The organism is Myroides sp. DW712, assembly GCF_046557355.1.
In the GTDB taxonomy this organism is placed as follows: Bacteria; Bacteroidota; Bacteroidia; order Flavobacteriales; family Flavobacteriaceae; genus Flavobacterium.
Map to the genome: position 1 here is coordinate 148258 of NZ_JBKFDO010000003.1, position 22077 is coordinate 170334.

Consider the following 22077-nt stretch of genomic DNA (forward strand, 5'->3'; position numbering starts at 1 on the left):
AAAACCCAAAACGAAGACCGTTTTGGGTTTTTTGTTAGTTTTGTTTTTCAAGGTAAAATTCAATGGTTTGTGTATGGCCTTCTTCGTCCGTAATCGCAAGGTAGTTGATTCCCGCTTTGCCTTGTATCGCCAGTTCGTGAAACTGTTTGGTTGTTCCTATATACTGTTCATTCAAATACCAAAATAGGGCTTTGTTAGCACTACTTGTACTTGCCTTAGCGATAAAGGGCTGAAGTTCGGAGTAAAAGTTTTTAGTTAAATAAATATGATCACCGTGTTTCGGGTAGATAAATTCAATTTTTTTGAGTTGATCTTGTGGAGCACAATCCCCTCTAAATGGCGGTAAATCTTGATAGTCGCTATGTGATTTCCGATAAAAATAAGCCATTGTTGGTGGTAAAATGAACCAGGATGTGGGTTTGATTTGATCAATAGTTTCACATTGACTATTAACCTGATACTGTAAGGTCGCGTCTAAATGTATGAGTTTGTGATAGGGGCATAAGGTTGTTTTCTTTGCTCGAAATGGGATGAGATCTGTTTGGGTTTGCAAACAATTCGGTCCTGCTAAATAACCAGAATGTACACAAATAGTCACTTCTTCCATATCGTTTAAGGGAGCAGGCATATCCTTTTGTTTGGGTAGTAATTTAAACAAATCAAAGAGAATCGGCCCTGCCATACGCACACCACTAATAGAAGGTCGTCCTTCTCCAGAAGCATTGCCTACCCATACGCTTACCACGTATTTTTTGTTCACGCCAACAGCCCAGGCATCTCGTCCTCCAAAACTCGTTCCTGTTTTCCAAGCGATTTTAAGCGCAGAGTCGTAGTATTGCCAAGCTTCGTCGCCTTCGGGTCGATTGACTTTGGTTAGTGCTTCAAACGTATTGTAAATCGCTCCTGCACCCCAAATAGTCTTTTCTTTATAGCTCGTTCCAAACGATTGCATGTAATTCGCCCTCCAATTTAATTCTTGTATTTCTTGTGTGCGATAATCACGGGTTTGGTTGTAGTTATTTACGGTTCCTACCATCCCCGCGTATGCTCGAGTTAACTGCCATAAGCTGCTTTCTGCTCCTCCTAAAATTAAGGATAAACCATAGTGATCCGGGTATTTGTTGATAGAGGTTAGTTGTAGTTGTTGCAGGTTGTCGTAAAAACGATATACTCCGTATTGCTGTAATAAGAGAACAAAGGGAATATTCAACGATCGTGATAGGGCTTCGTTTGCTGTAGTAGCGCCTTCATAACTATTGGAAAAGTTCGTGGGTTTGTAGCCTGAAATAACGACAGGAATATCTGCAACCAATTGGTGGGGTAAGAGGGAAGCGTCATCGAGCATAGCTGCATATAAAAAAGGCTTTAAAATACTCCCTGTGCTTCGATTAGCTTGAATAATATCTACGTCTTTTTGATGGGCTGCTGTCGTAGGTGAATTGCCAATATAGGCAATGATATCTCGATTTTCAACATCGACAATCAGTGCCGCGATATTGTACACTTCGGCTTGTTTATAATGCGCATAGTAATTGGCAATGATTTCATTTGCTCGTTGTTGTATTTGGTAATCGATTGTAGTTACCAGTCGTTCTTCCTTATTGGTTTTCGCAATCTGATGCAAAAGATGAGGAGCCATTTGTGGCAATTCATGTGGTTTTTGTGGCAAGGGTTCACTCAGGGCTAATTCATACGTACTTTGATCGATCTTCTGGTGATCGTAGAGTTTTTTGAGTAGGGCATTGCGCTTCTTTAAGAGTGTTTCTTGATTTTTTCCAGGATAAATTAAACGTGGAGCGTTGGGTAACACGGCCAAGGTGGCACTTTCTGCCCACGATAGTTGCGCTGGAGCCGTTCCAAAATAACGCCAAGCCGCAACATCTAAGCCTACCACATTGCCACCAAAAGGGGCATGTGACGCATATAATTTCAAAATAGAGGCTTTACTGTATTTAAATTCCAAACGTGTGGCTTGGATAAATTCAATGATTTTTTCTGCATAGGTACGGGGTTGTCCTGCTCTGGCTAATCGAATGGTTTGTTGGGTAAGCGTACTTCCTCCTCTTTTTACTTTATTAGCGGAAAGATTGGATACGAAAGCTTTGCTCATGGAGACAGGATTGAATCCCCAATGATACTGAAAGTATTCGTCCTCATACAGGATAATACAAGTTTTGAATTTTTCTGGAACCGTTTGCATTTCGGGGAATCGCCATTGGCCATCTGGAGCAATTTGAGCGGCTAGCAATTGATGGTCTCGACTTTCTATCACGGTAGAATAGGAGGCGTCAAACAAGGTTCGAGGTAAACAAAAATAGTAGGCAATCAGTGCGATGCCTACAAGAATAACAAGCACCTTTTTTTTGATGCTCCATGTTTTCCACTGTAAATTGGGTTTGAATTTCATATAAAGCAATACAGGGATGAAAATCCCTGTATTTTATCTTGATTTACTATTCTGTTATTTAATTACTTCCACCCATTGACCGATGGTTCTACAACGGTAGGCGTTGTCATACATAGCATTGGCTTGTACACCCGGTAAGTAGTAGTTTCCTAAGTACGATGCGTTTAAAGTAACTCTTAGCGTTTTACTGCTGTTGGCATTTAACGTAAAGTAAAAGAGGGAACGGTCATCGCGAATATCGGTGTAATCGACTTGATTTTCTGTTCCTCCTGCATCGGTATAACGTAGGTTGACAATTTCCCACCCCGAAGGGACAATATGCGTTAAGGCAACGTTCTCAATGCGGCGATTACTGGTATTAGAGATAACAATCTCACCAATGAATGCGGTTCCTTGTTGTAAACTTGCTGGATTAAGAGCAAGACCATTTGTGCCGCGATAGGTTGTTTTAATCGTTAAATTACTTTGATCCGCTTGTTCTTGTCCTACAGGTAAAATTCCACTAGAAGTCAAACGCGCATATACAACTGCATTACTCTTGTTTTGTACAGCTAAGGAGTTAGTAGATTTAATTCCTTTTAAATCCGAATGAAGCATCGCTTTAGTTGTATTCACGGTAGACGCTTGTCCATTGTAGGTGTAAATCGCGTTGATTCCATCTCCAGGTTTGTGTACGCCAACATAATTGGCAATGGCGTGTAAGGCATAGGCTGTTGTTTGGGTACTCATCCATTGAGATGACCCTAATTTATTCGCTAGTTCGATTGCGTATTCATGCGTCTTCACTTTGTTTCCATTGCTGTGAATCATCGTTTCTACCACCATGGCTAAGTTTCTTTCATACGAGCCGTAGTAGGAATAACCAGCAATATCATCGAGTGATAAATGGGCGATTAATTTCTGTGCGGCCTCTTTTTGCCCTGCTAAAGCATAAGCCGCTGCTAGTCGAAACTTCGTATTAGTCGAAATGCCTTGTGTTTCTCTTAATCGGTTCATGGAAGCTACATCCGGTTGACCTGCTAAAGCTAAGGTATAAAGGCGATAGGCTTGCGCGAAATCGGTACTATAACGGGAATCATACTTCCATTGACGCGCCATTTTCTGTTGATAGGAAATCCAATTGGATTTGCTGTTGACAGGTAATACATATCCTTTTTTCTCCGCTTCGAGGAAGAAATGACCTACGTAGGACGTAGCCCAATCATCCGCATAACTATTGCCAGGCCAGTAGGCAAATCCACCATCAGAGAATTGACGTTGTGCTAAGCGTTGAATACCTTCGTTCACATTGCGTTGAATGCTTTGTTTTTTGCTGTCATCCAACGTAATTAACTCCCCAAGGTAAAGCTGAGGAAATACACCCGAAGTGATTTGCTCGGTGCACCCGTGAGGGAAAGTAATTAGGTAATTTAAACGCGTGGTTAAGTTGATATTTGGGAAGGTAGAAAGCTCTAAGGTTGCTTTGTTACTTCCCGCAATACCGAAAGGATTCCAATCTAGGTTTTCTTCGCTTTGTGGATCAATGCTCACCACTTGCGTACGTGTGGTTACTGGGTTTGGATTGAGTACGTCCAATTCAATACTATAGGTTGCTTTTTCTTTTCCAGAAGTTGCTTCAATTTCAATGTTGGAAATTCCTGTTTTATTGGCTACTTCTAAATCAAAATACGCTACTTTTTCATCTGGTTCACTAAAAGTTAAGGATTGAGTGGATGCTCCATTAATACTGAATTTATCATCTGTTTTAACGGTAATCTGTACATTTTTAACGTGATTTTCCATGGCAAATACAGTCACGGGTAAAGTGATTTTTTCTCCTGGAACGGCTCTTCTTGGTAAAGAACCTAAAATCATCAACGGATTATTGACTTTTACCGTTTTATCTGTGTGTCCATAGGCTCTGCTTTCGGTATGAGAAGCGACAATCATGGTTCGAACCGAACCAATATATTTCGGCAGTTTTATATCATGTGTTGCTGTCTTTCCTTTTTCTAAGGTATGTGGACCAGAGAAGATAACGACAGGTTTAAAGCGGTTGGCTTTTTTCACTTGCCCCGCTCCTAAATCCTCATCCCCACCAATGCTGAATACTTGGTTAATCGTTCCGCCATAAGCCCCAATAATGTAATCGAAAACGTCCCACGTACGTACGCCTAAAGCGGCTTTGCTGTAGAAGTTGGACCAAGGAGCAGGTGTTTTGAAACGCGTTAGATCCAGTAAACCATCCTCTACAATCGCTACCGTATACGTCATCTTTTGTCCGTTTTTTTCCTTCACCTTGAGGGTGAATTTTTCCTCTGGACGCAGTTTATCCGGCATGATAATCTCCGGTTCTAACTTTGTTTTTTTATTGTATACGCTGATTGGCGCGATTCCATACAAGCGAATTGGCGCATTGTTGATGGTATAAGCATGTGGTTGAATCAACGTAATATTGATGTACGCATTAGGAGCCATCGCTGCGGTAGCAGGAACTTCAAAGGTTGTTTCTCCTTGTTTGGTTTGCACCCAATGGGTTTCTAATACACTACTTCCACTTTCAATCGAAACAAGTGCGCGCCCACCTTCACTCGATGGGAATGACAATTTAATTTTTTCATTAACCGTATATTCCTTCTTGTCGGTTGCAATGGATAAGGCAATCGCATCTTTTCCTTCTCTATGCTGAGTTTTGGCAGACCAATACGGCCAGTCCACATAAACTTGTTGAGAGGCAATATGTCCACTATTTAAATTGGTTAGGACTACTTCATAATTCCCCCAATCTTGTTCCGGAATTTTTAACTCGTATTTCGTTCCTCCTTTAGAAGAGGTCGTTATTTCGTCCGAGCTGTATAAGCTGTAATAATCCGAGGCATTGTAGTTGGATATTCCATACTCATTTGAACTCCACCACCAGTAGCCTTTTTTGCGGTATACGTCTACGCGTACATTTTGCGCTAAGGCTTTCCCTTCACTGTCAACGGTTACGACCGAGAAAGCTAGTGGTTTTTCGGTTTCATAATAGCCGTATTTGTTAGCCTCTGGTGCTTTTACTCCAACATAACTCGCATAAGGAGAATATGTTAATGTAGAGACGTCGGTTGAAACATCCCCTCCATTTTCATAGACTTTGGTAGTTAAAATAGCTTTTAACATGGCAGAATTTTCCACCGTATTTTTCAAGTTTAAAGCAAAAGAGAAGGTTCCATTTTCACTTGTTCGTCCTGAAAATACGTTGATATCTTCTGTTGCATAAGAAGATAAACTATTGTTGAAACGATAGTTTGGAAACGTTTTAAAGGTCGTTTGCTCTGGAAGTAATTTGATTTGTACATCCGCTTTTAGGTTTTTAGCGGTACTTCCCTGTAGCCACTCCACTGTATAATCTACCTGTTTGTTGTAATAATCGGAAGTAAGGACTTTGCCCTCTGCATTATTTTTTATTTTTAAGCGGTTGGGTTTTATCGTTTCAACCTTAATGCGTTTATAGAATTTTGCACCACCTACTTGAATCACGGCCTCCCAGTTTCCTGTAGGAGCCTCACTATCCGTTTTAATTTTAAAGGCATAGTGGTTGGCGGTATTTTTCTTCTGAACCAGTTGTTCTGTTACCTTACCGAAAGGATCCGATAGGGTCAGTTTAATTGGATGATTTTCAGGGAGTGGATTGGCCATATCATCTAAGATAAATCCGATGTGAATATCATCTCCTGGTCGCCAAACTCCACGTTCTGTGTACATATAACCATTCATCCCTTTTTGTAGGGTTGTTCCGTCCACATCATAATTACTTATGGATAAAGCATTGGCCTGATCAATCTTGATATAGGTGGTATTGTTGTCTTGTTTGGCAACAGCAAAATAGGCTTTGTCTTTGCCTAAATTAACCTTAGCAATTCCGTTGTTATCTGTTTTTGCTGACGTGATTAGTTGTTGTTGGTAGCTGTAAAATTCAACCGTAGCGCCATTGACAGGGGCAGTGGTTAGAATATTCGTTACAACAGCCGTATAGACATTGTCATTTCCACCTTTGATGATAAGAGCCAAATCACTTGCCAATACATTGGTAGATGGCATTTGCATATAGTAATAGTAGGCCTCTGAGCAGGGGTCGTCTTTTTCTTCCCATGGATAATAGCGGTAGTAATACTCGTATTCATCATCTTCTGGAGAAAGTTCTTCTTCTTCCATGTCGATTTCTTCTTCTCCATCTGATACACAGTTAATCGCATAGGCTTTTTTGAATGAGAACTTAACATGATAAATCGCTCCTGGATCGGGTTTGATTAAGGTTGATAAATCCAACGCATAAGCATTCCAACGCATAAGCGCTTTTGGATCCGGATTGGTCAATTCAATGGTTGTTTTGGCAATAGGGGCCGCAACGGTGTATAGCGAGTAGGCACCATCCAAATTATTGGATTGTAAGAATTGTAAAATATTGTTTTGATATACTTTGTATACTTTGACATCAACAGCTCGTAAAGAAGTCGCTTTGAAGTTAATTTTTAAATTTTCTGAAGAGGGCAGTATCGTTCCATTTTGCAGCAATTGCACCTCGGGTTTCGGAATAGCAAACGTAATGGTTTCTGCGTAGATTCCACTTAATTTGGTGCCATAGCTATCGCTAATTCCTTCTTGTACATTTAAGACAACCTCTTCGGGTAATGCTTTTTCGCTATACACTTTGATGAGGTTTCCTTCTACTAAAAAAGTAAGGGGAAGACTCTCTAATCCTTGTAAGCGAATGAGTCCTTCTAAACTTTGATTCTTTTTGATGGGATTGGAAAAGTTGATGGCAAAAGCGTGATTATCTCCTACTGTGGTTAGTACTTGATGAACTTGAAATACATTTTGCGCTGGAATCTCAAATGTTTGCGTGTTTTTTTGGTCCAATTGCATTGGTTTTCCGTCTAAGGCTAACGTCAGTTCACTGCTGTCCTTTTGACGTTTGATGCCGCGAATACTAAAGGGGAATTCTTTGCTTTCTTGACTGTCATTGGTTTGAAAAGTAAGTTCAAGGCCTTGTTTCTCTTGTTGAGCTGTAGCGATCTTTTTGATGTTTTCTGTGCTGATCCAATCACTGGATTTGATGGTTCCATTGAGGATATAAGTGTCCTTATCTGCTGATTGTAAATCGGCGAATTCAGCAGTAAATTGTTGAGGTACGGTGTGAACCAAAAAAGAAAACGACTGCTGGCCTTCCTCTACTGTAGTTAGCTTTCCTAAGTGAAAAGTAATATAGTATTTTTGGTCTTGTTTTAAGCGCTCAGTAGGTTCAAAACGCAGGGTTTGATTAGCTAAATAGTGTAGTTTCCCTTTTACTGCTGGTGAAATCGTGAATAGTTTTGCATCCACTTCTTGTTGATCCGTCCATTCGCCCCAGTTTTTTGTTAGAGCAATATCAATGGGCGATTTAGAGGAAATCATTCCTGTAGTAAAGGCGCCGATGTACGCGCTAAAGTCCTTGGGATCGGATAGCGGAAAATCTTGGGTAGCGTCTTTTTTACACGCTTGTAGAAAGGCTAAAAGTAGACATACTACGGTTAATACAATTTTGTTCTTCATAGCTTTTTTATGGTTTTTTATCTTCTTTTTTCAAAAAATGAACGCATGAGTGCCGCACATTCCTCGGCTAATACCCCTTTTGTTACCGTTGTCTTTGGATGGAGTTGTCCACCCATGGCTTGAAATCCTCTTTTTTCATCACTAGCTCCCCACACGATGCGAGAAACTTGACTCCAATATAAAGCGCCTGCACACATCTGACAGGGTTCTAAAGTTACAAATAAAGTGCATGACTTCAGGTATTTAGCGTCTAAATAATTTGCGGCTGAGGAAACGGCTTGTAGCTCGGCATGAGCCGTAACGTCGTGCAGTAATTCAGTTAGATTATGGCACTTAGCAATGATTTTATTGTCTGAAACGACAATCGCTCCTACGGGAATCTCTCCTTTTTCAAAGGCTAATTGGGCTTCACTTAGCGCAATACGCATAAAATATTCGTCTGTGAAAATATCCATCCTCTTTTTGTTAATTGTACAAAGTTAACTGAAAAAGGTTTTCGGTTTTTGATAATGTTAAAAAATCACTATTTAGGGGGAGATTGGTGATTTATCTCATCTAGTTTATATTTTGTTTTGGTGTTCGATGAATCTACGCTGCGTTACGATTTGGTGAGGGTTTGGTGAGGATTGGTGAGGATTAGGTGAGGGTTTAAATAACAAAGAACAAATAGCAAAGAACAAACAACAAACCGCGCAAAAAAACAAAAAAGCAGAAAAGCAAAAACAAAGTTGTAATTTTGTTTTCTTGTAGAACCGATTAGCCATTGCCCTATGTTATTAGAACAAATCAAGGATCCTTCAGACCTCAGAAAATTGAGTCTCGCTCAGTTGGAAGACTTAGCAGTTGAAATTCGACGATTTATTATTGATGTTGTGGCCACCAAAGAAGGTCATTTGGGAGCGAGTTTGGGGGTTGTAGAACTCACCATTGCTTTGCATTATGTATTTGATACCCCCAAAGATCAATTGGTTTGGGATGTGGGACATCAGGCGTATGGCCATAAATTGTTAACGGGGCGTCAAGCTATTTTTGATACCAATCGCCAAAAAGGAGGAATAAGTGGTTTTCCATTGCGGGAGGAAAGTGTCTATGATGCTTTTGGTGTAGGGCATTCCTCTACTTCTATTTCTGCTGTATTGGGGATGGCTATTGCCTCTAAACTCAAAGGGGACTACGACAAGCAACATATTGCGGTGATTGGCGATGCGTCTATCGCTGCGGGTATGGCCTTTGAAGGCCTCAACCATGCAGGAGTAAGTGATGCAAATATGCTGGTGATTTTAAATGACAATGCCATTGGAATTGATCCAAGTGTTGGGGCATTGAAAGACTACCTCACTGCGGTAAAAGAAGGAAAAAATCACAAGCGCAACAATATGATTAAGTCCTTGCATTTTGATTATCGAGGACCTGTTGATGGGCATGATTTAAAGCAACTCATCAAGGAATTAACCAAGTTGAAAAAGCACAAAGGGCCGAAGTTTTTACACGTGATTACCACTAAGGGAAAAGGGTTAAAGCAAGCGGAAGAAAATCAGGTGAAATATCATGCTCCAGGGAAATTTGACAGTGCTACAGGTGAGCTCATCCGCAAGGAGGAAAAAGAATATCCGGCGAAGTATCAGGATGTATTTGGGCATACGTTGGTGGAATTGGCCGAACAGAATCCGTTGATTGTCGGAATTACCCCTGCTATGCCTACAGGAAGTTCCATGAAATATATGATGGAAGCTTTTCCTGAACGCGCCTTGGATGTGGGAATAGCGGAACAGCATGCTGTAACACTGGCAGCGGGAATGGCAACACAAGGGCTCATTCCATATTGTGCTATTTACTCTACGTTTTTACAACGGGCCTATGATCAACTCATTCACGATGTGGCCTTGCAAAAACTACCTGTTGTCTTTTGTTTGGATCGTGCTGGGCTAGTAGGTGAAGATGGTGCTACCCACCAAGGAGTTTTTGATTTAGCCTATCTGAATTGTATTCCCAATATGGTGATTGCAGCACCTCTAGATGAAATAGAATTGCGTCATTTGCTCTATACGGTTCAACTGGGAATTGACACCCCTTGGGCAATACGCTATCCTAGAGGAAAAGGAGTAAAAGAAACCAATTGGCGTGAAGACTTTAAAAAAGTTAACGCTTCAATAACTAAAAATTTAAGAAAAGGCAATAAATTTGCGATGATTTCTACGGGGGTAATAGGCAATACGGTTATTGATGCCTTTAAAGAAGTAGAAACAGAGGCTTGGTCCCATGAGCACTTTATGTTTGTGAAACCGCTAAATGAGGAGGTCTTACATCGCATTTGTCAAACACATGAGCGCCTTGTAACGATCGAAGATGGAACGATTATCGGAGGATTTGGAAGTGCTATTGCGCAATTTGTTGCTAAACACTATCCCGGTATTCCTGTACTCAATTTAGGTGTTCCCGATGAATTCATCGAACATGCGACGGTAAAAGAACAATACCAAATGTGTGGCATAGACCTGGAATCAATTGTTAAATTAATTCGTGAAAGTTTTGAATAAGTCAGGAAAGATTGCTTTGTTAACTGCTGTATTAAGTTTTTGGGGAATCGGTGTACAGGCACAAGAAGGACAAACGCCGCAAGGAAATCCACAACCTCAGACACCCGTAGCACAGGATACCTTGAAAGTACAAGAGAATCCCTTCAATCCCTTAATGAACTTTTTGCCACGTCAAAATTATGCAGAAGAAGATTTATTGATGAGCTATATGAACTTGGGTAGTAGAGAAGATTTGAACTTCTTTAAGCCCGAAGTTTTTGTGGAAAGAGCCGCGCCGAAGTACACGCAAATCAAAACGAAGTTTAATCCTCAGATTCAATTATCTGCAATTCCTGTGAATAACGAAATTGTAGGGTACTGGGAAAAGAATAATAGAGTAGGTTTAGATTTTAATCAAATTGCCTTTGTCAACTGGAGTGCAGGGGGAGATAATTCGATTTCCGGCTTGCTAAAAGGTGATTTTAGTCGAAAGTATATCAAAGGGCGTTTGATCTGGGATAATGTCTTAAATGTACGCTATGGTGTAAATAAACAGTCTGATCGCGAGCTGCGCAAAACGGATGACGTATTGGAACTTAATTCAACGTTTGGATATAAATCTTCAGCTGGTTCAGATTGGTACTATGTATCCAAGTTGAATTTCAAAACTCAATTTACAGATGGGTTTAATTACCCCAATACTGATGATCCTGTTTCCAGATGGTTTGCGCCTGCTTACTTATTCGTCGGGATTGGGGGAGAATATATGGACTCCAAAACAGGAATTAAATACTACATCTCTCCTTTGACCTATAAAGCCACCTTTGTCAATGATCAGCGCTTGGCCGATCAAGGGGCTTTTGGTGTGGATCCCGCGATAAAAGACGATGACGGAAATATCCTAAGACGCGGAAAACGCTCCAAAGCAGAAGTCGGGTTATTAGTCAGTACAGAATGGAAAAGAGAAGTATTTACCAATATTTTTATTGATACGAAGTTAACCTTCTACAGTGACTACATCGATCAGTTTGGCAATATTGATGTTATGTGGGATTTAAAACTCGACATGAAAGTGAATGATTTCGTACGCGCCAATGTTGGGGTGAACTTAATCTATGACGATAATGTAAAAACAAAAGTGGAACGCGATGGCGTACAAGTGATGGAAGGACCTAAAGTTCAATTCAAACAAACCCTAGGCGTAGGCCTCGTTTATTCCTTTTAATTTTATAAATTAGTAGCATGAAGAATGTCTTTTTACTTGGTTTATGTTGTTTCTTTTCGTCCTTTTCTTTTGCACAAGAAGATGAGGTGTTAGCGAATTTGACTAGTAAAAAAGACAGCTCAGCGTTGGATTATAAGTATAGGGAAGATCAATTCTACTTTGGTATATCACATACACTTATGCAGGGAAAACCTGCGGGTTTTAAGGGGAATTCTGTTTCCTTAGGAGTAGATATTGGTTTTCTTCGTGATTTTCCGATTAATAAAAGTCGTACGGTAGCAATTGCACCTGGCTTCGGATTTTCATACCAAAACTTGCGCAATAACTTTGGAATAGCCCAAGACGGAAGTTATATCCCTTTACCCAATTACAAGAAAAATAGCCTTTCGCTTCATTTGTTGGACTTTCCCATTGAGTTACGATGGAGAACATCAACCCCAGAAAGCCATAAGTTCTGGCGTACATATGTGGGGTTTAAAGCAAGCTATGTGCTGGGAAGTCGCTTAAAAACGTCAACGGATAGCTATTCTACTACCCTGAGAGGGGATGAAAATATTAACAAATGGCTCTTAGGTATGTATATTGGTGCTGGATTTAATACGTGGAACTTCTATGCGTATTACGGCTTAAATACAATCTATAAAGAAGCTCCCATCCAAGGGGATGCAGAAAAGCTAAGGCTGTTCAAAGTCGGCGTTATCTTTTATATCTTATAGCTTTAAAAAGACGTTTATACGGATTTACTCTTCTATCGTAAATTTATTTTCGTCTAAATACAACGTCCAGATACCATTTGCCTGGTTATAACGAAAGTTGGTATAGGTTTGTAGCGGAAATGCAAATGTACCATCCATTTTCAGTAAACCGACTTGATTGTCCTTATACACTAAGGCGTATTTTCCTCCATTGTAATCGGTGATGTTGTCATAAATAGGGGGACAGACTAAAGTACCTTGGGGTGAATATAAACCGTAATATTGATCTTTTTTGACGATAAAAAATAGTAATTCATTTTTTTCTTTATGAATTGCTGGAGTAATAGCGGAATAATCCGACGAAATGATGTGCTGTACCGTCTGTGCTGTACGATTTACTTTTAGCATACCATACGTATTGTCCTGTTCTATTTTGATGAGGTCAGGTTGGTACCAATCATTTATTAGTTGATCATAACCAAGCGGAAGTACAATTTTGCCTTTTAGGTTCATCAGCCCTTTTTTCTTATCTTTTGTTACTTGAAGTAAACCACTAGGTGTCTGAGTTATATAATCGTAGGTAATGGGGATTAGGATCTTACCTTTAGAATTAACTAAACCAAATTGGTCGTTTTGCTTGACAATAACATAGCCTAGTTGTTTGTCCACTCCCTTGTATAGGGGCTGTACTTTATCATATTTTGCGGCAACTACTTGCTTTCCTTTTAGGTCATAGGCAACTTCTTTGTTATCGTATGTTTGCGCTTTAAAAAAGGTAACGGGATACTCATACCCATATCCTCGAATAAGTTCTACATGTTGATAGGTAGAGGGAACGAGGATGTTCCCTTCTCTATCTACTGCTCCATATTGGTACGCTTCTGGGTTTTTTAGTAAAGCGGTTAAGTTGTTTGGTCCTGGGTTTTTATGTGCATAATAGTTGCGTTGAAGTTCGGAGTAATATTCTCGAGATATGTTTTTTTCTCTCGCTTGGATGAGAATGGCTATTCCATATTCATCTAAATACTCGTCTTCAATCGTCATGAAAATTGGAGGGGCTATGATTTGTCCGGTTTTTGGATTTGCCAATCCTACTCCCGTCTTTGTAGATAGTATAGCAAGGTCTTTATGACTAGTAGGGGAATGAAAAATTTGGTTATAAATAGGGGCTAAGGTTGGTTTATTCTGAAAGTTAACGGCTCCATATAATCGGTTTTTTAATGCTTTAGGAAGTGAATCACGATAGTGATAGATAAGGGCATAGCCCTGTTCGAAGTTTAACTCCATTTCCTCGTAGTCAGGCGAAACTAATACAGTTCCAGCTCGATCTATTACGCCGTATTTACCATCCAAACGAATGCGTATATAAGGCGTTCTGAAGTCCGGTTCAATTTCATCATAAATAGGGGGCACAACAACAGAACCACTTTTGTGAATAAAGCCTTTCTTGTCCCCTAATGTTGTTATCGCATAGTCTTGTGTGTACATATCATAACTCCTAAAATCCATTGCTTTATCGTAGCAAATGGGTAAGGTTATTTTTCCCCTTGGATTGACATATCCATATTTATTCTTCTTCCTTACCACAATATATGTCCCACTGAAATCCATCCAATCATAAAAGAGAGATAGTGGTTTGCCTTCCAAATCCAATAGACGCATTCCTTCTTCTGATTTTGTTATAATCAAGCTGAGGTTAGATTTTATTTTAATGTCCTCGTAGGCTGTTGGAACAATTAGTTTTCCTGTTTTATCCATAAGGCCTATTTTGCCTCCTTTGTTGACGGTGATATAGTCTGTGCCTTCAAATGGTAAGTATGCAAAATGCCATTTTTTTGCATTGTCCATATCATCATAAATAATAGGAGCAATAGAGTTTCCTAAGCTGTCAATCAGACCATATTTGTTGTGCTGTGAAACAAGAAAAAGCCCATGTTCAAGTTTATACTCAATACAAATGGAATCCAGTGCAGCATTTTGTGCCTGTGCAGCTAAAGAAAATAGTAAAAATAAGAGAATCCTTTTCATCTGTTATGGGAGGTAAACGATTGAATTTGCGGAAAAGGTATTCCTTTTTATTAATTAAATTTAAAAATTAACACCTAAGAATGGAATTATTGTAAAAGTACCCAACACAAAATTTGAGGAATAGCTCCAATTAATCCACCTAGAATAACTTCATAGGAGGTATGCGCACGCAAATATAAACGAGCACTTGCTGTTAATCCCGTGATGAGGATACAGCCAATCAATAAGATTAAAGCAGGTGTTTTTTGGTGGATCAGCAATAAGGTAAAAAAGCTAAGCCCAGCGGTTAATAAAGTCGTGTGCACGCTGTATTTCTGTTTACATAGGGCACCAACCAACAAAAGAGAATACGACAGCATCAAGCCCCAAAAATAGATTTTGAGCTCATAGGCACTGTTGTTGTATAGCACCAGGGATTTCAGGGTGTAAAGCAATAAAATATTCAGCGCAAAAGGAAAGATGCGCTCTTTGGTTTCGCTCACCATGACACTAGACTGTAAAATACGCAAGGAACGCATCAAATAGTAGAGGGAGATGGGAATGAAAAAAGTGACAATAGCCACTTGACTGAGAATAATGGATAACTCCAGTGGCGTGAAATAGTAATACTCAACAATAAAATACAACCCAACCGTTTGTAAAGGCACGAGAATCGGATGAAAAAGATAGGAAACAAGCTGTGCTAGATTTTTCATAAGGCTGAACCTAAATTGGCTGGCTGTTGAGGTGGTTATATTTGTTTGCGCATGCGAGCAACGGGAATATCCAGTTGTTCTCTGTATTTAGCTACGGTTCTACGAGCGATGGGATAGCCCTTTTCTTTGAGTAAATCCGCAATCTTATCATCGGGATAGGGCTTTTTCTTGTCCTCGTCATTGATGATGTTCTCGAGAATTTTTTTAATTTCAATGGTAGATACTTCTTCCCCTTGGTCATTCATCATAGCCTCTGAAAAGAAGTTTTTAATCAATTTCGTTCCATATGGCGTCTCTACATATTTGCTATTAGCAACACGAGAAATGGTAGATATATCCAAGCCGACCATATCCGCAATATCCTTTAGAATCATCGGTTTGAGTTTGGTTTCATCTCCCGTTAAGAAGTACTCCTGTTGGTAATGTACAATGGCGCTCATCGTGACATATAATGTCTCTTGACGCTGCTTAATTGCATCGATAAACCACTTGGCTCCATCTAGTTTTTGCTTGATGAACTGCACTGCATCCTTTTGTGAAGAGCTTGCCTGTGAAGAATCTTTATACGTTTGCAACATCTCTTGATAATCACGAGAGACGTGTAGCTCTGGCGCATTTCGATTGTTTAGGGTCAATTCAATTTCACCATCGACAATTTTGATGGTAAAATCGGGAATCACCTGTTCAATAAAGCGATTCGAACCAGTAAAAGCTCCCCCAGGTTTTGGATTGAGTTTTTCAATCTCGTCAATGGCTTTACGCAATTGTTCTTTAGTAATATTATAACGCGTTAAGAGCTTGTCATAGTGTTTTTTGGTAAAGGCATCAAATTGATTATCAATGATGTCTTTGGCAGTGCTAACGGCATCAGTGGGTGTTTTGTGTTTCAGCTGTAGCGATAAACACTCCTGTAAATCACGAGCACCTACTCCTATGGGTTCCAACTCGTGTACAATTGAGAGAATACGGGAAACCGTGTCAATATCAGTATAAACCCCTTGAGTAAAGGCCAAATCATCGACAATATCTTGCACATCGCGACGGATGTAGCCCATTTCATCCATACTACCCACTAAGAATTCTGCAATAATTCGATCGAGGTCAGAGAGAATAAAGGTATTTAATTGATTGATGAGGTTTTGATGAAAGGATTCTGTAGCGATAATAGGAGCTTCATAGTCATCGTCATCCGAGCTGTAGTTGTTGGCTTGTAATTTATAATCGGGAATTTCATCATCACTGAGGTAGTCATCAATATTGATATCCTCGGCGTCAATGCGTTCACTGTCAAAGTCATCAAAATCATTATCTAAGCTATCGAACTCATCTGTGGTTTCTTCCTTTCCGGTTTCTAAGGCAGGATTTTCAATAAGCTCTTCTTTTAATCGTTGTTCAAAGGCCAGTGTAGGCAATTGAATCAGCTTCATCAACTGGATTTGCTGAGGAGATAGTTTTTGCGATAATTTAAGCTGTAAACTTTGTTTTAGCATGCTAAATAAAATTAACGAAATAAAAATGTTTACTTTTAATCAGTACTCCTTCTAAATTAAAGAAAAAATACGATAAAAGTAAACATTTAGAGGGTTTCTTTTTAGGAAGGATTAAAACTCTGCATTTTGAGGCGTTCTCGGGAAAGGAATTACATCTCTGATGTTAGTCATTCCTGTAACGAACAGCACTAAACGCTCAAATCCAAGACCAAATCCACTGTGTGGAGCCGTACCGAATTTACGCGTATCTAAGTACCACCACAATTCGTCTTTATCGATTCCCATCTTCTCGATTTTATCCAATAAAACGTTGTAGCGTTCTTCTCTTTCAGAGCCTCCTACGATTTCACCAATTCCAGGGAATAGGATATCCATCGCGCGTACTGTTTTTCCATCTTCGTTCATGCGCATGTAAAACGCTTTGATATCCGCAGGATAATCAAATAGGATTACAGGGCATTTGAAGTGTTTTTCCACTAAATAACGCTCGTGCTCACTTTGTAAGTCAGCGCCCCATTCTTCAATGATATAGTTGAATTTCTTGTTTTTGTTTGGTTTAGAAGCTTTTAAAATATCAATCGCTTCGGTATAGCTTACGCGTTTGAAGTTGTTCTCCGTGATAAAACGAAGTTTCTCCAATAGTGCCATTTCACTGCGTTCTGCCTGTGGCTTGTTTTTTTCTTCTTCGAGTAATCGCTTTTCTAAGAAAGCCAAATCATCCGAACATTTCTCTAACGTATAGTTGATGACATATTTAATGAAATCTTCTGCTAAATCCATGTTGTCCGCCAATTTATTGAACGCAACTTCGGGTTCAATCATCCAGAATTCCGCCAAGTGACGAGACGTATTCGAGTTTTCTGCACGGAACGTTGGTCCAAACGTATAGACCGATCCCAACGCCATCGCATAGGTCTCAGCCTCTAATTGTCCCGAAACCGTAAGATTCGTTGCTTTTCCGAAGAAATCTTCTGAAAAGTCAATCGCTCCTTCTGCTGTACGAGGCAAATTATTTAAATTGAAGTTGGTTACTTTAAACATTTCTCCCGCTCCTTCTGCATCAGATCCTGTAATGATGGGCGCATTGAAGTAAAAGAAACCATTGTCTTGGAAGTATTTGTGTACTGCATAAGAAAGCGTACTTCTTACGCGCATAATCGCACCAAAAATATTAGTTCTAATTCGCAAGTGAGCATTTTCACGTAAAAACTCCAAAGAGTGTTTTTTCGGTTGAATAGGATACTCTTCCGGATTGGATTCACCATACACTTTTAAGTTTTCAACTTGAATTTCTACATTCTGTCCAGCTCCTCTACTTTCAACTAAGGTACCTCGTACAGAAATAGCTGCTCCTGTGTGAATTTTCTTCAGTAATTCAGCAGGAAACTTATCTAAGTCAACAACACATTGGATGTTATTGATTGTCGATCCATCATTTAAAGCAATAAATTGGTTGTTTCTAAATGCCTTTACCCAGCCTTTTGCTTTTACTTCATGCAAAAGTGCCTTTCCAGTAAGTAGATCGATAATTTTGGTGTGTTTCATTTTTGATTATATTTTTGTTACCTGGTAGATCAAATCGTAGAATTGAAATACGAACAAATGTACTAAAAAACAATAGATATTTGTGTAAACAACTGCGTTATTAATCAAAGAATAAAATTGAAATACCGTTTTTGTGCAGGTTGTAGGGTTCCTTTGTTGTTGGCTCCGTCTAGAGAGGATAGTGAGGGGGAGGTGACACCATTAAAAACCTTGTTTTATCGGACTCACTATGGAGGTATTATGGACTCACTATAAACATACCCCCTACAGTCCCTACAGGTATGTTTCACGCTTCACACTTCACAACTCACGCTTAGTTAAGGTTCAGGAATAAAAAAAGAGGATGACCATTTAGGACACCCTCTTTTACTTTGTTTAAGCTCTTTCTTGGCTTTATACTTTAAGAATTTCTTCTTCTTTTCTCACTAAGATTTCGTCAATTTTCTTCACGAAAGCATCCGTTAACTTTTGTACTTGCTCTTCCGCTTCTTTGCAAATATCTTCCGATACTCCGTTTTTCTCCTCTTTCTTGATGTCATTGTTGGCGTCTTTACGCGCATTTCGGATACCAATTTTAGCATCTTCTGTTTCCGCTTTGGCTTGTTTAACCAATTCTTTACGTCTTTCTTCAGTCAATGCTGGGATATTGATGATGATATTATCCCCGTTGTTCATGGGATTCAACCCTAGATTAGCAATCATAATTGCTTTTTCAATGGGTTGTAACATGTTTTTTTCCCAAGGGGTTACCGTTAAGGTACGCGCATCTGGAACGTTTACACTTGCTACTTGTGATAGGGGTGTTTGTGAACCGTAATACTCCACAAAAACACTACCAAGCATTTGAGGTGATGCTTTTCCTGCACGAATATTTAATAAAGATTTTTCTAAGTGAGCAATAGAACCTTCCATTGCCTCTTTTGCACTTGCAATAATTAAATCTATTTCTTCTGTCATAACTTTTATTAATTAAGGTTAACGGAAACAGTAGTTCCTACTGTGTCATCTCCCTGGCAAACTTTTAGTAAATTGTTTTCTTTATTCATGTCGAATACTACAATTGGCAATTCATTTTCTCTACTCAAGGTAAAAGCGGTGGTATCCATCACATTTAGTCCTTTCGTCAAAACATCACTAAAGGTGATTCGCTCAAATTTAACGGCTGTAGGATCTTTTTCAGGATCGGCATTGTATACACCGTCCACGCGCGTTCCTTTTAGGATAACATCTGCATTGATTTCAACTCCTCGTAATACGGCAGCCGTATCTGTAGTGAAATAGGGGTTTCCTGTTCCTGCACCAAAAATAACGATTCTTCCCTTTTCTAAGTGACGAACTGCTCTTCTTTTGATGTAAGGCTCAGCTACTGCTTCAATTTTTAAAGCTGTTTGTAAACGCGTTAGCATTCCCGCATCTTCCAAAGCTCCTTGAAGTGCCATACCATTGATGATTGTCGCTAGCATACCCATATAATCTCCTTGCACGCGGTCCATCCCTACACTTGCTCCTGCTACGCCTCTAAAAATATTTCCACCACCAATAACAATCGCTATTTCAACTCCTAAATCGTGTACTTTTTTTACTTCAGCTGCGTACTCAGCTAATCTCTTAGGGTCAATTCCATATTGATTCTCTCCCATTAAAGCCTCTCCACTTAATTTAAGTAGAATTCTTTTGTATTTCATGGATATGATATTTTTAAAGTTTTGCAAATATAAAGATTATATACTACTATAAAACAGCTTTTGCGAATTTATCCGCATGATTTTTAAAGGTTCTCGATGCTGCTTGATATCCCAAGTCGAAAATTTCATCCATTCGCTGTTTGTTTCGCTCGAAAGTAGAATATTGGGTGATGTGATGAGATTCAATCAACCAATCACATAAAGCCGATTGAGAGCGGTTGTGATTGGCTGCCATCAGATCATAGGCGCGTATAGCTACTGATCGCAAAGACGTTAGGTTTTTTTTGTCTAATTGTTCAATCGGACAAACATTACTCCCTATGAGGAAGTCGCAATCTTCTCGAATTAAATCCGTTGCAAAGTTGTTGAGAATCCCACCATCGCTGAATAATTGTTCGTTTATGGTATGAGGAGAAAAAATAGCTGGAAAGGCACTAGAAGCTAAAATAGCATCAATGACTCGGGTAGCTGGATCAAAGACGTGTATTTCTCCTTTCGCTATATCGGTAGAGTTAATCTGAACGGGAATAGGTAAATCGTCTAGGGTTCTATTTTCGAAGATCGAAAACAAGTACTTCTCAAAGGCATTGGAGTCGATTAATCCCGCTTTTTTAAAGGTAAAAAAATGCCAGTTTAAGATATTGACAGACTTAAAAAAATTCAATATTTCATGGGGAGTTAATCCGAAGGAGTACAAACAAGAAACAATAGATCCCGCACTGGTACCCGCTAGGACTTTAGGCTGAATGTCTTGCTCCACTAGGAAGGAAAGCACGCCAGCGTGGGCAATTCCTTTATAACCACCTCCGGATAAGGCTAAACCAATTTTTTGGGTTTTCATAACTAAAGTATTGATGGATTCGGGTTTAAAAGTTAACTTTGAATTCAAACTACTAAAAGTAAACAAAAATGAACAAAGTCGAGACAAAAGAGTGGAATAATAGCCTTTCCTATGCGGAGTTCCGTACCTATGTGACAGCGGCATTACAAAATAACCCAGATAAATTGAATCTATCGGCGGACTATTTGCCGTATGCAGAGTTAAATGAAGCGCGTTTACACCGTTTAGATAAAACCTTAGCTGTAGCACCTGAAGTGGCGCTGGTTATGGAAAACTTGGCGAAAGACTATATTTGGTTGGTACTTTCAGAAAGCTGGTGTGGTGATGCCGCTCAATCAGTACCAATGCTAAACAAAATGGCGGAAATCACGGATAAAGTAGAGTTGCGTATTGTGTTTCGCGATCAAAACTTGGAGTTGATGGATCAATACCTAACCAACGGAGGAAGAGCCATTCCTAAATTGTTAATTGTAGATAAGGATACGATGGAAGTTCTCGGTCATTGGGGACCACGCCCTGCGGATGCCGCACAATTAGTTCATGACTATAAAACCGAACACGGTGCGTTTGATGAGGATGGAATTATCTTGCTCAATAAATGGTACACCAAAAATAAAGGTCAACAAGTGCAACAAGAAGTGGCTGCGTTGATGACCTCCCTTGATAACTAAAAAATAGTCACTATTGTACGATAGGTCCTACAATAGTGATGTTTTTTGACCAGGACATACTCGCTGGATTACATCCTGGAGCTCCTTCTGGGATAATTTGATCCAATTTCTCAAAGTATTGTTCCCAAACTGGAAAATACTCCCCTGTATATTTGGAGCGATAGGTCATCGGATAAAGTTTAAAAAATTCTTTGTTTTTATTGGCGGACTTAAAGGCATCATACAGGAGTTCCGAACAGTAGTATTTGCCATTGGCATATAAGTAATTCTCGTCATAAGGAACGCCTAGTTGCTCTAAAGCAAAAGCTTTCGCTTGAGGAATTAGCTTTTCGTATTTTGAAATAAGACGTCCTAAGTAAGCGGGCTCTGTGGTTTTATTTAAGAACTGATCCATGGGCGTAATACACACGGCTGGCGAAGTAGCTTCAATCACTTGTAAAAGTCCCTCATGTTCAATCACCATTCCAATATGATTGAAATTTAGTCCCTCATAGCCATAGGTCACTTCGTTGATGGCATCGCATAAAGGCCCGCATTTGAGGTTTTGAAAGATCAAATCTCCCTCTTTAAATGCAGTGGGCTGTGCATAGCTTAGGGTACAGCATAATCCGATAAGCGCAACTATTTTTCTCATGTTTTTTTCGTGTTTCAACAAAAGTAAAACTATCCCTGTAGATAAACAATGATTGAGTAAGAATTAGAAAAAAGAAGAAAGTAGGTTTGTTTTAG

Annotated in this window: 15 protein-coding genes; 4 read left to right on the forward strand and 11 right to left on the reverse strand. The window is 39.5% G+C overall.

Annotated elements, in window-relative coordinates; genetic code table 11:
• Positions 1 to 34: 34 nt before the first annotated feature.
• Genes pbpC through ACLJX0_RS03690 form a run of 3 tightly spaced genes read right to left on the reverse strand, consistent with a single transcriptional unit; the run spans position 35 to position 8412 of the window.
• Entirely contained in the window at positions 35 to 2407 is a 2373-nt protein-coding gene (gene pbpC, locus ACLJX0_RS03680) for a penicillin-binding protein 1C (protein ID WP_410878543.1), read from the reverse strand.
• A 54-nt stretch (positions 2408 to 2461) separates the two neighbouring features.
• Positions 2462 to 7957, reverse strand: coding sequence for an alpha-2-macroglobulin family protein (locus ACLJX0_RS03685; RefSeq protein ID WP_410878545.1), 5496 nt, complete (start codon positions 7955 to 7957; stop codon positions 2462 to 2464).
• A gap of 17 nt (positions 7958 to 7974) precedes the next feature.
• The gene (locus ACLJX0_RS03690; protein ID WP_410878547.1) at positions 7975 to 8412 is read right to left on the reverse strand and encodes a nucleoside deaminase; all 438 of its coding nucleotides are present in this window, start codon (positions 8410 to 8412) and stop codon (positions 7975 to 7977) included.
• 315 nt (positions 8413 to 8727) lie between these two features.
• Here ACLJX0_RS03690 and ACLJX0_RS03695 point away from each other — a divergent pair, with 315 nt between their 5' ends.
• Genes ACLJX0_RS03695 through ACLJX0_RS03705 form a run of 3 tightly spaced genes read left to right on the forward strand, consistent with a single transcriptional unit; the run spans position 8728 to position 12414 of the window.
• The gene (locus ACLJX0_RS03695) at positions 8728 to 10494 is read left to right on the forward strand and encodes a 1-deoxy-D-xylulose-5-phosphate synthase (RefSeq protein ID WP_410878549.1); all 1767 of its coding nucleotides are present in this window, start codon (positions 8728 to 8730) and stop codon (positions 10492 to 10494) included.
• Positions 10478 to 11698: a DUF3078 domain-containing protein gene (locus ACLJX0_RS03700; protein WP_410878551.1), complete on the forward strand. Its 1221-nt coding sequence runs from the start codon at positions 10478 to 10480 to the stop codon at positions 11696 to 11698. Before ACLJX0_RS03695 ends, ACLJX0_RS03700 begins: the two co-directional genes overlap by 17 nt.
• Positions 11699 to 11715: 17 nt before the next feature.
• The gene (locus ACLJX0_RS03705) at positions 11716 to 12414 is read left to right on the forward strand and encodes a porin family protein (protein ID WP_410878553.1); all 699 of its coding nucleotides are present in this window, start codon (positions 11716 to 11718) and stop codon (positions 12412 to 12414) included.
• Between the two features lie 24 nt (positions 12415 to 12438).
• Here ACLJX0_RS03705 and ACLJX0_RS03710 read toward each other — a convergent pair whose 3' ends face one another.
• The 7 genes from ACLJX0_RS03710 to ACLJX0_RS03740 all read right to left on the reverse strand — a co-directional run bounded on the left by ACLJX0_RS03710 (position 12439) and on the right by ACLJX0_RS03740 (position 20677).
• Positions 12439 to 14421: a WG repeat-containing protein gene (locus tag ACLJX0_RS03710; protein ID WP_410878555.1), complete on the reverse strand. Its 1983-nt coding sequence runs from the start codon at positions 14419 to 14421 to the stop codon at positions 12439 to 12441.
• Between the two features lie 86 nt (positions 14422 to 14507).
• Positions 14508 to 15116, reverse strand: a complete 609-nt coding sequence (locus tag ACLJX0_RS03715) for a hypothetical protein (RefSeq protein ID WP_410878557.1) — start codon at positions 15114 to 15116, stop codon at positions 14508 to 14510.
• A gap of 35 nt (positions 15117 to 15151) precedes the next feature.
• On the reverse strand, positions 15152 to 16606 hold the full coding sequence (gene rpoN, locus ACLJX0_RS03720) for an RNA polymerase factor sigma-54 (RefSeq protein ID WP_410878559.1): 1455 nt from the start codon (positions 16604 to 16606) through the stop codon (positions 15152 to 15154).
• A gap of 111 nt (positions 16607 to 16717) precedes the next feature.
• Positions 16718 to 18151: an asparagine--tRNA ligase gene (gene asnS, locus ACLJX0_RS03725; RefSeq protein WP_410878561.1), complete on the reverse strand. Its 1434-nt coding sequence runs from the start codon at positions 18149 to 18151 to the stop codon at positions 16718 to 16720.
• Positions 18152 to 18544: 393 nt separating this feature from the next.
• The gene (gene frr, locus ACLJX0_RS03730) at positions 18545 to 19108 is read right to left on the reverse strand and encodes a ribosome recycling factor (protein ID WP_410878563.1); all 564 of its coding nucleotides are present in this window, start codon (positions 19106 to 19108) and stop codon (positions 18545 to 18547) included.
• An 8-nt stretch (positions 19109 to 19116) separates the two neighbouring features.
• Positions 19117 to 19836 carry a UMP kinase gene (gene pyrH / locus ACLJX0_RS03735; protein WP_410878565.1) on the reverse strand — a complete coding sequence of 240 codons (720 nt, stop codon included), beginning with the start codon at positions 19834 to 19836 and terminating at the stop codon, positions 19117 to 19119.
• A gap of 46 nt (positions 19837 to 19882) precedes the next feature.
• Entirely contained in the window at positions 19883 to 20677 is a 795-nt protein-coding gene (locus ACLJX0_RS03740; protein WP_410878567.1) for a patatin-like phospholipase family protein, read from the reverse strand.
• 68 nt (positions 20678 to 20745) lie between these two features.
• Between ACLJX0_RS03740 and ACLJX0_RS03745 the strand changes: the two genes are divergently transcribed.
• Positions 20746 to 21348 (forward strand): thioredoxin family protein, encoded by a 603-nt coding sequence (locus ACLJX0_RS03745; protein ID WP_410878569.1) that lies wholly within the window; start codon positions 20746 to 20748, stop codon positions 21346 to 21348.
• 10 nt (positions 21349 to 21358) lie between these two features.
• Here ACLJX0_RS03745 and ACLJX0_RS03750 read toward each other — a convergent pair whose 3' ends face one another.
• A complete protein-coding gene (locus tag ACLJX0_RS03750; RefSeq protein ID WP_410878571.1) occupies positions 21359 to 21982 on the reverse strand; it encodes a YiiX/YebB-like N1pC/P60 family cysteine hydrolase in 624 nt (207 codons plus the stop codon).
• Positions 21983 to 22077 lie beyond the last annotated feature (95 nt).